Source organism: Chromobacterium sinusclupearum (assembly GCF_002902845.1).
GTDB lineage: Bacteria > Pseudomonadota > Gammaproteobacteria > Burkholderiales > Chromobacteriaceae > Chromobacterium > Chromobacterium sinusclupearum.
In genome coordinates this window covers 28889-42024 of the sequence record NZ_PPTF01000016.1, presented here as the reverse complement: position 1 = coordinate 42024, position 13136 = coordinate 28889, and the positions used below count along the sequence as shown (strand labels likewise).

At 56.1% G+C, this 13136-nt stretch carries 11 protein-coding genes; all 11 read left to right on the top strand.

From position 1 onward, the window contains the following. The first annotated feature begins 45 nt into the window (after nucleotides 1-45). Nucleotides 46-1791, top strand: coding sequence for a B12-binding domain-containing radical SAM protein (locus C2134_RS04560; RefSeq protein WP_233196354.1), 1746 nt, complete (start codon nucleotides 46-48; stop codon nucleotides 1789-1791). A 726-nt stretch (nucleotides 1792-2517) separates the two neighbouring features. Beyond that, entirely contained in the window at nucleotides 2518-6375 is a 3858-nt protein-coding gene (locus tag C2134_RS04555; RefSeq protein ID WP_233196353.1) for a glycosyltransferase, read from the top strand. Nucleotides 6376-6553: 178 nt separating this feature from the next. After that, nucleotides 6554-7402 (top strand): flagellin N-terminal helical domain-containing protein, encoded by an 849-nt coding sequence (locus C2134_RS04550; RefSeq protein ID WP_103317898.1) that lies wholly within the window; start codon nucleotides 6554-6556, stop codon nucleotides 7400-7402. Between the two features lie 216 nt (nucleotides 7403-7618). After that, nucleotides 7619-8467: a flagellin N-terminal helical domain-containing protein gene (locus C2134_RS04545; protein WP_103317896.1), complete on the top strand. Its 849-nt coding sequence runs from the start codon at nucleotides 7619-7621 to the stop codon at nucleotides 8465-8467. A 74-nt stretch (nucleotides 8468-8541) separates the two neighbouring features. Further along, entirely contained in the window at nucleotides 8542-8967 is a 426-nt protein-coding gene (locus tag C2134_RS04540; protein WP_103317940.1) for a flagellar protein FlaG, read from the top strand. 37 nt (nucleotides 8968-9004) lie between these two features. Next, nucleotides 9005-10366: a flagellar filament capping protein FliD gene (fliD, locus tag C2134_RS04535; RefSeq protein WP_103317894.1), complete on the top strand. Its 1362-nt coding sequence runs from the start codon at nucleotides 9005-9007 to the stop codon at nucleotides 10364-10366. Nucleotides 10367-10434: 68 nt separating this feature from the next. Next, a complete protein-coding gene (gene fliS, locus C2134_RS04530; RefSeq protein WP_233196352.1) occupies nucleotides 10435-10857 on the top strand; it encodes a flagellar export chaperone FliS in 423 nt (140 codons plus the stop codon). After that, nucleotides 10857-11204: a flagellar protein FliT gene (locus C2134_RS04525; protein WP_103317890.1), complete on the top strand. Its 348-nt coding sequence runs from the start codon at nucleotides 10857-10859 to the stop codon at nucleotides 11202-11204. Before fliS ends, C2134_RS04525 begins: the two co-directional genes overlap by 1 nt. A 135-nt stretch (nucleotides 11205-11339) precedes the next feature. Further along, entirely contained in the window at nucleotides 11340-11693 is a 354-nt protein-coding gene (locus tag C2134_RS04520; RefSeq protein WP_071109586.1) for a DUF2802 domain-containing protein, read from the top strand. Further along, nucleotides 11690-12751 carry a flagellar hook-length control protein FliK gene (fliK, locus tag C2134_RS04515; RefSeq protein WP_103317888.1) on the top strand — a complete coding sequence of 354 codons (1062 nt, stop codon included), beginning with the start codon at nucleotides 11690-11692 and terminating at the stop codon, nucleotides 12749-12751. Before C2134_RS04520 ends, fliK begins: the two co-directional genes overlap by 4 nt. After that, a complete protein-coding gene (locus C2134_RS04510) occupies nucleotides 12732-13070 on the top strand; it encodes an EscU/YscU/HrcU family type III secretion system export apparatus switch protein (protein WP_103317887.1) in 339 nt (112 codons plus the stop codon). Before fliK ends, C2134_RS04510 begins: the two co-directional genes overlap by 20 nt. The last annotated feature ends 66 nt before the right edge of the window (nucleotides 13071-13136 follow it).

Genomic DNA, 13136 nt, shown 5'->3' with positions numbered 1-13136 from the left:
ATGGTTGCCTGCGTTGCGTCCGCTCATGACTCGAGGAGGGGTAGAATGAAGAAACTTTTGCTGGTCGTGCCGATGCACATTTCCTGGGATTCGTTCACCAAGCCCGAGTATTACAATGTGCAGTTGACCAAGGCGGACGGGAAGGCATACAACATCCCGCGCACCGATTTGCCGCTAGGACCGCTATCGATTTCGGCGTATCTGAAGAAATTCGTCGACGTCGAGGTCAAACTGATCGACTTCAACGCCGAGGTCAACGCGCTGGACGCCGTGCCCTTCGATAACTTCGAGGCTTTGTGCCGACATTTCTTTATGCAGGCGCAAGATTTCATGCCTGACTTTGTCGGCGTCTCGTCGCTATTTAGTCCCTCTTTTCCCAATTTCATGGATTGCGGACGCATGGCCAAGGAAGTGTGGCCGGACAGCCTGGTCGTGGGCGGCGGCAACATCCCCACCAACAGCTACGAGCAGATTTACCGCGACATGGGCTGCACCTTCTTCGACGCGCTGTGTTTCGGCGAGGGCGAGAAGCCGATGCTGCATCTGTTGCAAGCCGACGATGCCGAGGCCTATCTGGCGGCATCGGATTCCTGGATTACCCGCCAGAAAGTGATGGGAGAAGCGCTGTTCGCGCCCAAGCACGACTTCATCGACGACTTGGACGAGATTCCGTTCTTCGACTATGACCTATGCGATATCGACAAGCATGAAATCAACCAAGTGGTGGCCTCCTACCACAATTTGGACAAAAACCGCGGTTTTCATGTGATGACATCGCGCGGCTGCCCTTTTCTATGCACCTTTTGCGCTTCGCACCGTACGCATGGCCGTTCGATGCGTTATCACTCGCTGGAGCGGGTGCGCGAGGATTTCACTCGGCTGGTCGAGAAATACGGCGCGCAGACAGTGATTTTCCAGGATGACCATCTGATGGCCGATTCCGATCGGGTGTACAAGATCCTGGACATCGTCAAGTCCTTGAATCTTAACTCGGTGTACCAGAACGGCCTGACCTTGTACGCGCTGGATATGCCTATGCTTAAGGCTTTCTGGGATGCCGGCGTCCGCCATCTGGTGCTGCCGGTGGAAAGCGGCAGCGAGAAAGTGCTGAAGAAGCAGATGCGCAAGCCCTTGAAGATGAAAATCTCGGAGCGGGTGGCGCGGGACTGCCGCGAGCTGGGTATCTACACCAATACCAATATCTTGATTGGCATGCCGGGCGAAACCAAGGAGGACCTAGAGGAGGCGCGGCATAATTTGCGCGAAATTGCTTCCAATTGGTTCAACATCGCCTGTGCGAGCCCCATCGTTGGCAGTGAGATTCACGAGATATCCAAGGCTAAGGGGTATATCAAGATCAATGACCTGGGGTCGGACTACCGCACCGCAGTGATCAATACCGAGGATTTCACAGCAGAGTTCATTCAGGAATACCAGTATTTCATGAATCTGGATCTCAACTTTGTGCACAATTACGACTTGCGCTGTGGAAACTACGCTTGGGCTGAGCGTGGATTGAAGAATGTGCTGCGTTTGAAAAGCGATCATGCGTTTGCGCACTACTGCTTGGCAAAGTGCTATAGGGGAATGGGCCAGACCGCTCTGGCTGACCAGCATTACCTTCAGTATCTGGAAGCGATCAAGACGCCATTTTGGGGACGCTGGGCCTGGATATTCGGGCTGGAGGGCATCAATCCGGCAGATTGGTCCGCCGAGCATTATGGCCTGCTGGCCGACATACTGCAGCCGGTGGCCGCACTTGAAGCCGAGCCGATGGCCACCCAGACTTGAAAGCGTCGTCAAGGGGCATAAATCCAGTTTGGAAAGGCGCCAAGGTAGATTCAAGAGTCTGATAAAGATAGGCCTTGGCTTGCAATAGGCAGTTCAATTCCTCAAGCACGGCTGTGTCGAGTCGGGCCTGTGACAGCCGTCCGCGGAGGGGCGCACGGCATTGCGGCAGGGCTGCGCATGTCAATGTTGGTCGTCAGCAGGAGAGGAAATATGCTGGCCAAGAGATTCGGGCGGGTCGCCTGGCTTGGATAGTTTGCCGGCGCTAAAGATGTCTTTGACAGGCGTGTCCCGTTCCGTACATGGCCATCATGCTGCAGCGTGAGGTTTCTGGAAGTACCCTTCAGCGCCATGTAGAACAGTTTTGGGCCTTTATGTTGATCGAGGCCCGTTTTTATTTACAGTTTGCTGTGTCATGGTATTCCGGAACGCGACACTGCTATAGTGGCGCAGTCCGGACCGATCGCATTTTGAATGTCCGGTCGGGATGGCCTTGCCGACATGTCGTTTGCAGACGAGTGGGGCGGGCGTAGGCATTCCATGCCTCATGTTTGTCTGGCAGGCAGTTGTCGAGAAAAATGTGTATGGTTTCAGCTGGGCCATCTGATCCGTCCTAATAATGTGCCGTTTAAAGCATGCCGTTGTCGGCCAGTTGATAGGCTGGCGCCGATTTGTAGCATTCATGACCTGACCAAGCGAGCAGCAGCCATGAAATCTCAGGAAAATAACGTGGAATCATTAAAACCTCGTAAGCCGCGCGTCGGCGTTCTGACTCGAGACCTGCAGGATGCCGCCTGCTACAAGCTGAGGCTGGGCGATCCTCTGAGTTTGATGTCGCCGGTGCTGGAGTCCTACCATTTCAAGAATCAGGCCGATCACAGCTACGAAGGCGTTTACCCCTTCAAGGAAGACAGTGACTTTGTCGCTGCGATGGATATGTTCATCGTGCAGCGCCTGTTTCCTTCCTATGAGTTCCGCCCTCTGCTTGAAGAGATGGTGGCATCCGGCAAGCCTATCATTTATGAGATTGACGACTGGTTGCTGGACATGCCGGAAGAGCATGTCATGTATGGCATGTGCCAGCCTTCGTTTGAGGGCATTGAGTGGCTGTTGCCGCAATGCGCGCTGGTCACCGTATCGACTGAGGCGCTGGCGGAAAAGGTCAGGCGCTATACGGACAAGGTGTTCGTGTTTCCTAACCTGCTTGCCAGCGAGCGTCTGGTCGAGCCCTTGCCGCACAGTGGACACGTTACGATAGGTTTTGCCGGCACCAGCACGCATGCCAAAGACGTTGAAATGGTATCCGCCGCGCTGAAGCGGATTTATCACGAGTATGCAGGCCAGGTGAGGTTCGTATTCTGGGGCGACGTGCCTTCCAGCTTCGTCGGCATCAAAGATGTGCGCAAAGTGCCGGAGTTTGTCACCTACAACGAGTACCTGCCGGAATTGGCCAAGCTCAAGATCGACATCGGCGTGGCGCCGCTGGTCAAGAGCGAATTCAACGACTACAAGTCCGATCTGAAATGGCTGGAGTATTCGGTGGTCGGCGCGGCTTCGGTGGTGTCTGATGTGACAGCCTATGCGGCGTTGAAGGATAGCGGCCTGGCAACCGTGGTCGAGAATACCGAAGATGGCTGGGTGACTGGGATCAGCAAGCTGATCGACGATGCCGAACTACGCGCCAGCCAGGCCGCGGCGGCTCGTCGCTATGTGCTGGAACACCGTTTGCTTGAAGGGCGGTTGCAGGAGCTGCTGAGCCGCTATGCCGATTTGCTGCCCGCGCACCTGAAACCACAGCCATTGCAGCAGCTCGGGCGGATTGTCACCTACGCTTTGGCCGAAAATGATGTGGATGGCTTGAAGGACTACCGTAAATGGGTCAAGCGCCGCGCTTTGCGGGAAGTGCACGCAGAACAGCTGGCCGAGCGCATGTGCCTGGCTTGGAAGCAGGTGCCGATGTTCAATTTGATCGTGCTGGCGCCATCCAACCGTTTGGCCAGGCTATCGGAAACCTTCACCGCCATGGAGAGCGTGCTTTATCGCCAGTGGCGTTTGATCGTGGTGTCCGATGCGCCGCAACCTGACCCGATTTTCAGCAACAATCCACAGCTTGCCTGGCTGCAGCTGGATAATCTGGATGATGACTCTCAGGTGACGCAAGTCGTCAACGGCATCATCGCCGATGTGCCGTCAGATTGGATCATGCTGTTGCCCGCCGGGGCCCGTTTGCAGCCTCATGCGCTGGCGAGAATCGGCGAGGAGATCCATGCGCATCCGGGGCGTGCCGCCATCTACAGCGATCACGATATCGTCTCGCCGATGGGCAAGCGATTCCGTCCCTCATTTCTGCCGGACTTCTCGCCTGAGTACTTGCGTTCGATGGACTATGTCGGCTATGCGGTGGCATTCAATACCGAGGCCATCGCCAAGATAGGCGGGTTCCAGCCTTATCCGCGCGCGCATTGCTATGATGCTTTGCTGCGCGTGTTCGAAGCCTGGGGACAGGAGGGCATTCGCCACATCGACGATGTGTTAGTGTCGCTGCCCTGGGTGGATCCCAAGCTCGATAGTCTGGGCAACGCTTCGCGCCGCGTGGCGCTGGAAAGTCATAGCCAACGTTGCGGCTTGCCGGTAACGGTATCCGAAGGCCTGGTGCCCGGCACCTTCCATTTCGACTACAAGTTGCTGGCCACGCCGCTGGTGTCGATCATCATTCCAACCAAGGACAAGCTGGAATGTCTGGAGCCATGCCTGGCTAGTCTATTCGGCATTACTGTTTACCAGAATTTTGAAGTGCTGCTGATCGATAATGGCTCGGAAGATCCGGAAACCTTCGAGTATTACGAAAAAGTCCAGTCGCACTATCCGGGCAGGATTCGGGTGCTCAGCTATGACGCGCCATTCAATTTCTCTGCGCAATGCAATCTTGGCGCGACTGAGGCGCGAGGCGAGTATCTGCTGTTGCTGAACAACGATACCGAAGTGATCTTCGCCAATTGGTTGGAGCGGATGCTGGCCACGGCGCAGCAGCCGGGTGTGGGGGCGGTGGGCGCCCGTCTGCTGTATCCGGAAATCGGCCGCGTACAGCACGCCGGCATTGTGCTGGGCATGCCGGGCGGCATGTATTCGGTGGCGGATCATGTGTTCGAGGACATGGATTATCTGTTTGCCGGCTACTTGAACCGCAGCCTGACCATGCAGAATTACTCCGCGGTGACGGCGGCTTGCCTGCTGGTGGAAAAGCAGATTTACGATGCGGTGGGCGGCATGGACGCGGAGACGCTCCAAGTCTGCTTCAACGACGTCGACTTCTGCCTGAAGGTACAGGCAGCGGGCCTGCGCAATGTTTACAACCCCTTTGTCGTTTTGTACCACCATCACGCCAAGAGCATCGGCCGCGTCACCACTGATCCGCGTCCGGCCCTGCGCGCCGCAGTGCGGGAGCGGGACGAGATGGAGGCGATGCTGGCGCGGTGGATGCCGGTGATGAGAAACGATCCTGGCTTCAGTCGGCATTTGTCGCTGCGCACCAAACGCGTGGCGCTGGACCCGGACCGCATTGTGGCCTGGGATCCCAAATTGCCTGGCCGCAAACGGGTGCTGGGCATCCCGGTGCCCGGCGGCAGCGGCGAGTATCGCTTGAGCCAGCCCTTATCCGTGCTGCAAGAAAAAGGCAAGCTGGATGGCGAGATTCACCAGCCATCCGCCGGCTTGCCTACCGCGGTAGAGCTGGCCCGCCAGTCGCCAGACACCATCCTGCTGCATACCGGCATCAGCGATTACATCTATGAATCTTTGGATGCGTATCGTAAATACACGCCGGAAGTGCGGGTGGTGTTCGGCCTGGATGACTTGGTGGGCGGCGTGCCGGAAAAGAGCAGCTTGTATGACCATTGGTCCCGCCATTACCCGGATGCCAAACAACGCCTGCGCCGCGTGCTGAAGCTGTGCGACGCCGCCGTGGTGTCCACCCAACCCTTGGCCGACTTCATCCAGAAAATGGTTGGTGATGTGGCGGTGGTGCCGAACCGGCTGCGCAAAACCATCTGGGGCGATTTGAAATCAGAGCGGCGCACGGGCAAGAAGCCCCGCGTCGGCTGGGTGGGCGCAGGCCAGCACCGCGGCGACTTGGAGTTGATTCATGAAGTGATCCTGGCCACCTATCAGGAGGTGGACTGGATATTCATGGGCATGTGCCTGCCGCAATTCCGCCCGTATGTCGCCGAGATGCACCATGCTGTGACTTTCGCAGATTACGCGGAAAAAGTTGCAAGCCTGAACCTCGATCTCGCCGTCGCGCCTCTAGAGCTAAACCCGTTTAACGAGGCCAAGAGCAACTTGCGCCTGCTGGAGTATGGCGTGCTGGGCTGGCCGGTGGTGTGTACCGACATCTACCCGTACCAGACCAATAATGCGCCGGTATGTCGGGTGCCTAACCGGGCGGATGCCTGGATCGAGGCGATACGTTCCCGCGTTCATGACCTGGATGCGCTGGCCAAGGAAGGCGATACGCTGCGAGCCTGGTTCAATCAGCACTATTGGCTGGAGGATCACTACGAGGACTGGTTCCAGATTCTGCATGGTTAATTCGCAGCAAGCTTCAAAAACCCTCGGGATGTCGCCCGAGGGTTTTTCAATTTCCAAAGGGAAATTGGTTTTATTTTGGTAATTTTACCGGTTTCGTCAAAGTTCCTCCTGGCCAGCCGATCAACTCACCATCAGGCAATTATCTTGGTGAGCCCATTGGGCTGATAAGGGGAATGAAATGGCAATTACCGTTAATACCAACATCACGTCGCTGCAAGCCCAACTGAACCTGAACAACTCACAGGGCTCGTTGTCTCAGTCCTTGGCTCGTTTGTCTTCCGGTTTGCGCATCAACAGCGCCAAGGATGATGCTGCTGGTCTGGCAATTTCACAGACCCTGACTTCCGCCATCCGCGGCAATAACCAAGCGATCAATAATGCCAATGACGGCATCTCCGTTGGCCAGACTGCGGAAGGCGCGTTGGGCCAAATTGCCAACAACTTGCAGCGCATTCGCGAAATCGCAGTACAGTCCGCCAACGGCTCTGTCAGTAACACTAACCGCTCGCAACTGCAGTCGGAAGTGGATCAACTGACTCAGGAAATCTCGCGCATTGTGCAGACAACTCAATTCAACGGTACTCAGCTGTTGTCTGGCAGCGCGGTGCTGATGTTCCAAATTGGCTCATCCGGTGACCCCAGCAACCAGGTTTCGATTTCGTCAGTAGATCTGGCTACATCTGCTAGTTTGAACAGCTTTAACTCCTCTCTGACCAATACCGGTACGATCAATATCACGACGCAAGCGAGCGCTTCAGCCATCCTGTCGGCTTTGGATAAGGATATCGCCCAGATATCCACGGTACGCTCCAATTGGGGCGCTGTGCAGAACCGTTTCGATGCAGTGGTGGCAAACTTGCAGAACTACACGCAAAACCTGACCGCTGCCAAGAGCCGGATCATGGATGTGGACTTCGCCTCGGAAACCGCCAATCTGACCAGGAACCAGATTCTGCAGCAAGCTGGCAGCTCCATCTTGAAGCAAGCTAACTCTATGCCGCAATCCGCGCTGACGTTGCTGCAATAAAGCTGAATGGGTTGAACTCCGCGGTGGCTTGCCGCCGCGGCGTGACATGAAAATAGGTGTAGGCTGGAGGAAAACAGATGAGATGATAGGGTTTTGGCGTTGACGGAAAGTCAAGTGTGAAAATTCACATTTTCACCGTAAAGTTCGGTTCGACCTGGTCGATAAGTGATGTAAGCAAGCTACTTTGCCCACACATAGAGCACCAGGAGAGTCATCATGGCCATTACCGTCAATACCAACGTCACGTCGCTGCAAGCCCAGCTGAACCTGAATAATTCACAGATGTCGCTGTCGCAATCGCTGCAACGCTTGTCTTCCGGCCTGCGCGTCAACACCGCCAAGGATGACGCTGCTGGCCTGGCGATTTCGCAGACCCTGATTTCCGCCATCCGTGGTAATAACCAGGCGATCAAGAACGCCAACGACGGTACTTCCGTCGGTCAGACCGCCGAAGGCGCGTTAGGCCAGATCGCCAACAACATACAGCGTATCCGTGAAATCGCGGTGCAGTCTTCCAACTCGTCCGTCAGCAACACCAACCGTTCGCAGCTGCAAGCGGAAGTGGACCAGTTGACCCAGGAAATTTCGCGTATCGTGCAAACCACCCAGTTCAACGGCACGCAGCTGTTGTCTGGTAGCGCGGTGCTGACTTTCCAAGTAGGTTCGTCCGGTGCCAGCAGTAATCAGGTATCGATTTCGTCCGTGGACTTGACCTCGGCAAGCGTGTTGTGCAGCTACAACTCCTCGCTGACGGCAACTGGCACGATCAATATCACTACACAGTCTGGTGCCTCTGCCATCCTGTCGACGTTGGACAGCGACATCGCGGAAATTTCCACCGTGCGCTCCAACTGGGGTGCGGTGCAGAACCGGTTTGACGCGGTTGTGGCTAACCTGCAGAACTACGTACAAAACCTGACCGCTGCCAACAGCCGTATCGTAGATGTGGATTTTGCCTCGGAAACAGCTAATCTGACGAGAAATCAGATTCTGCAACAGGCCGGCGCCTCGATTCTGAAGCAAGCGAATACTATACCCCAAGCAGCTTTGACGCTGCTGCAATAAAGCGTAGCCTGATGGTATAGTCAGAGTGCAGCTCCGGTTGGGCAGCCGGAGCTGCGTTCATGAGGAGTATGATCATGCAAATCCCGTCCATTTTATCGCCTGCTGCGCCTGCGTCGGCAGCGCCGGTGCAGCGTCAACAGTTGGTTGAGTTGGCTCAGGCGCCTGCGGGTGATCAGAGTCAGCCCGTTTTGGCCGATTCCTCACAGGCAGTTGCAGCGGCTGGGCAGAGCCAGCAGCAACAGTCTTCTGCGGATGCGCAGAAAAAGCAGCTAACCGATCCCAAGCAACTGCAGGAATCGGTGAACCAGTTGAACAATGCGGCAACGCTATACAATAGCTCCTTGCAGTTTTCGGTCGACAAGGACACCGGCGCAACGGTGGTGAAAGTCGTCGACAAAGAGAACAACAAGGTGATTCGTCAGATTCCGTCTGAAGAGGCGCTGCGCATCGCCAAGGCGATCGGCGACTTCAAAGGACTCTTGCTGAAGGACAAAGCCTGATCCAACTGTCCTGACGCGGCTATAACATGGGGACAACATGACAGCCATTACCAGTTCCGTGGGCGTTTTGGATGTGCAGGGCATCGTCAGCCAGCTGATGATGGTGGAAAGACAGCCACTGAATGCCAGTTTGGGAAAAACTGACCAGTACAATACCCAGTTGAGTACCGTTGGCAGGCTAAGCTCGTCCTTGTCCGCGCTGCAAACGGCGATGACCTCGCTGTCGTCTGGTCGTTTCCTGCAGGTTTTCAAGGCATCGGTCAGCGATGCCTCGATGGCTGCCGTATCCACGACCAGTGGCGGCAATGCCGGCACTTTCCAGATATCAGTACAGAATCTGGCGAGCAACAGGCAGTTGGTATTCGATCAGGCGGGCGGGCAGGCCATCACTGATAGCAAGGCCGCAATCAATAACGCGCCGGACCAGCTGACGTTCCAGATCAATGGCAAGACACAGACCATCAAACTGCGCGACAAGCCGGGCGATCCTGTGTCCCTGCAAACCATCAACGACAAGATCAATGCCGCTAGTATCGGTGTGAACGCCAGCTTGGTGGAGAACAACAAACAGTTCAAACTGGTGCTGACCGCGGCTAATTCCGGCACCGACAACCAGTTCACCATTGGCGGTAGTGACCATGACTCCGGTAACACGGCCGGTTCGACGCTGGCGGGTTTGACACAGAGCCCTGCTGCCGCGAAAGAATCCCAAGACGCCAAAAATGCCAGCCTGACCGTCAATGGTGTGGCGGTGAGCGCGGGCAGCAATCGCATATCATCGGCTGTGGCCGGCGTGGAAATCGATTTGTACAAGGAAGGTAACTTCACAGTCTCGCTTGCTTCAGACAACGCCGGCATCAACAAGAACCTGCAATCGTTTGTCGATGCCTATAACCAGGTTGTCAGTGATGTAAAGGATGCGCGCAAGGGCGCCCTGAAGGGCAATGCTTCGGTTCTGGATATCCAGAGTCGGCTGCAGCAAGTGCTGTCGGTAGGCGTGGAGGGCGCGGATCCAGTTAATTCGTATGCTTTCTTGTCGCAAGTCGGCATTTCTCTGCAGAAGGATGGCACGCTGAAGGTCGATCAGAACGCCTTCAACGACGCGTTGAAGAAAGACAAGCAAGCGGTTGCCAACCTGTTTGGCAATGCCGACAATACTGGCTTTGCCCAGCGCTTCAATCAGGCTATCAACAGCATGCTGGGACCAACCGGCTTGATCGAAACCAGCAAGGCCTCGATCAAGAGCCGCGTGGATCAGGAAGCCCAGTTGCAAAGCTCGCTGCAAGCCAGGCTGGATACCAAGCAAAGTCAGTTGTTGCAGCAGTATACGAACCTGAACAAAACCCTAGCGCAGATGCAAACAGGCTCGAACAGCTTGTTCAACCTGATTTCCAAATAGAATCAAAGAAGGCGGCGCTTGGTGCCTTAACGCCTTAGAATTGATGGTGACACATGCTGAATTCACGAATGCTCAAGCAGTTCAATCAGGCATATGCCAACGACGCCTTGAAGGCGGCGATATACGGTGCGAGTCCGATTGGCATCGTCGTGATGCTCTACGAAGGCGTGATCAAAGCGTTGAGTTCTGCCAGCATAGCCATCGATAATGATCGTTTCGATGAAAAGGCTCGGATGATCAGCAAGGCTGTCGATATCCTGGAGGGGCTTCGCATCGCGCTGGACTTGGAACAAGGCTCCGAAGCTGCGGTCAATCTGAATGACCTTTACATTTATATGAAGATGCGCTTGGCCAAGGCCAGCCTGAAGAACGACAAGGAAATCCTGGCCGAAGTCAAAGGCCTGATGGAAACCATTTTGCCTGCCTGGCAACAGGTGGACCGAGCCAATTCCGCCGCGCAGGCCGAGGCGAATACAGGTTCAGGAGCGTGATGACAGGCATGCCCGCGCAATTTGCCTCCACCCCGAAGGGCTTGGCTAATTTAATAGACCAGTTAGAGCCTTTGACAAAACAGTTGCTGGAAGCGGCCAATCAACGCGAGCGGCCGCGTTTTGTTGAATTGTTCACCTTGCATGAAGGCTATACTCACCAGCTATTGCAACGGCTGGAGGCTGGCGAGCGAGACAAACTCAGCCTCGAGCAGCGCGACGCCTTGAAGCGCGTGTTGGCTTTGCGTCTTGAGGTGCAGACGCAGATCGCGTCCTGGGCAGACCAGGTCAAGCATGAGTTGAGGGCTTTGAGCCAGAGTTCCAAGCTCAATCGTCAGTACAAACCATGATGTCGCGTTGCTATATGCCGGCCCGCTTGGCGGGGCGGCGTCTTGGATGAGGAATGAGCCGGTTTTGACTTGGGTTGCGCTATTTTTCGCCATACACTTAAAGTCAATGTGGATGCTCACCCAAGGGGATTCTCCATGACCGGCGCCTTCTTTCCGTACCTGATGGTTGCGCTGTGGCTTGTACTGGCGGTGGCCATTGTTTACCTGTTCGGCCGATTGCAGCGACTGGAAAGCAAGCGGGACAGCCTCACCTCGCTGTATTTGGACCAGCAGCAGCAGCAAATCAGCGCGCTGCAGCGGGATGTGGCGCGCTTGCAGTCCAAGTTTGATCATCAGGCGACCGGCGATGCGGGATTGAGTCCTTACAATCAAGCCATAGAAATGATACGCCAGGGTTTGACCGCCTCCGAGGTGGCTTCTCGCTGTGGGATTTCCCGCAGTGAGGCAGAGCTGATCGTATCGCTTTACCGTAATAGCCCCACCTCATGATCCCATCGTTACCCAACGCCGTTTCCACCGCCTCGCAAGGCACTGCGCAGACGCTTAACCAGCTACGCACCTCGGTGGATACCAGCCGGCTGCTGGAAGCGCTCAGCCAGCCGGATAGCGCGCCATCCTTGATGGTGGGCGAATTGCTGACGGCCAAGGTGGCAGACCAGCTGGGCAATAATCAGTTGGCCGTTCTGATCAAGAACGCGCTATTCACGCTGAGCCTGCCTCAAGGCACCCATTTGCCCAGCGATACCCTGAATCTGAAAGTGGTGTCGCTGTCTCCGACGCTGACCTTTCAATTGCAGGATGGCGGCAAGGAAACGCCGCCGCCGCAGGACAGCTCGGTTGCCGTCAAGCTCAGCACCGCATCCCGTTACCTGACTACCTTGCTCAGCACGCCTAGAGAGGGTGCGAATGCGGCGGAGGCCGGCGCAACGGCAAAGCATTTGCCCTTGCAGCTGGATGCCGGCGAGCACCCGCCGGAGCAATTGGCCAAGCAGTTGCAGTTGAATGTCAAACAGAGCGGGCTGTTCTATGAGTCCCATCTCAAGGACTTCAGCAATGGCCTGCATCCTCTGGAACAGTTGAAACAGGAGCCGCAGGCCAAGTTGACGCTGACCATGCAGGCCTTGGATGAGGGGCAAAAGAATAACAACGTGGTCAAGCCGCAATTGCAGGAGCTGGGCCACTTGGTGCAGCGGCAATTGGATGGCTTGGAACAGCGTACCGTGCAGTTTCAAGGCCTGGCCTGGCCCGGCCAGCTGATGGAGATGCAAATCCAGCAGGAGCCCATGGAAAACGAGCGCCAGGGTGATGGACAGGAGGACATCCCGGTGTGGAATACCAGTCTATCGCTGGCTTTGCCGGCGCTGGGGGGCATGGGGGTAAGGGTGCGCTTGGTTGGACAGTCGGTACAAGTGTCTTTCAAGGCCGATGACGAGGATACGAGCCAGCTGATCAGGCAGCATGCCGCGCGTTTGCGCGATGGCATGGAGGCCGCGGGCCTGACCTTGGCTGGCCTGGCGGTGAGTCAGAATGAATCAGCAGCAGAATGACGACAAGCGCCGCTCTGCGGTGGCGTTGTCTTATCAGGATGGCCATCGTTCGCCGCTGGTGGTGGCCAAGGGCTATGGTCAGATGGCGCAACGCATCATCGAATGCGCGCAGGATGCCGGTGTTTTCGTCCACGATTCGCCCGAGCTGGTCTCGCTGTTGATGCAGGTTGATCTGGACAAGCATATCCCCCCTGGACTGTATCGAGCCGTCGCTGAAATCCTGGCATTCGTCTACTACTTGGAAAAGCAGGCAGGTTCGGCGCAAACCGAATTCGAAGACTGGATCAACGATCGGCGCGCGCCGGTCAGCAACCGTTAAGCCCCTAGCGCCGTTCGGCGCAATCGCCTATGCTCAGCCGATTATGTTTCCGCGCAGGGAGAATGG

Excerpts from the sequence above, each read along its gene's own strand:
- C2134_RS04560 (WP_233196354.1), top strand. The coding sequence starts at position 46 with ATGAAGAAACTTTTGCTGGTCGTGCCGATGCACATTTCCTGGGATTCG.
- C2134_RS04550 (WP_103317898.1), top strand. The coding sequence starts at position 6,554 with ATGGCAATTACCGTTAATACCAACATCACGTCGCTGCAAGCCCAACTG.
- C2134_RS04545 (WP_103317896.1), top strand. The coding sequence starts at position 7,619 with ATGGCCATTACCGTCAATACCAACGTCACGTCGCTGCAAGCCCAGCTG.
- C2134_RS04540 (WP_103317940.1), top strand. The coding sequence starts at position 8,542 with ATGCAAATCCCGTCCATTTTATCGCCTGCTGCGCCTGCGTCGGCAGCG.
- fliD (WP_103317894.1), top strand. The coding sequence starts at position 9,005 with ATGACAGCCATTACCAGTTCCGTGGGCGTTTTGGATGTGCAGGGCATC.
- fliS (WP_233196352.1), top strand. The coding sequence starts at position 10,435 with ATGCTCAAGCAGTTCAATCAGGCATATGCCAACGACGCCTTGAAGGCG.
- C2134_RS04525 (WP_103317890.1), top strand. The coding sequence starts at position 10,857 with ATGACAGGCATGCCCGCGCAATTTGCCTCCACCCCGAAGGGCTTGGCT.
- C2134_RS04520 (WP_071109586.1), top strand. The coding sequence starts at position 11,340 with ATGACCGGCGCCTTCTTTCCGTACCTGATGGTTGCGCTGTGGCTTGTA.
- fliK (WP_103317888.1), top strand. The coding sequence starts at position 11,690 with ATGATCCCATCGTTACCCAACGCCGTTTCCACCGCCTCGCAAGGCACT.
- C2134_RS04510 (WP_103317887.1), top strand. The coding sequence starts at position 12,732 with ATGAATCAGCAGCAGAATGACGACAAGCGCCGCTCTGCGGTGGCGTTG.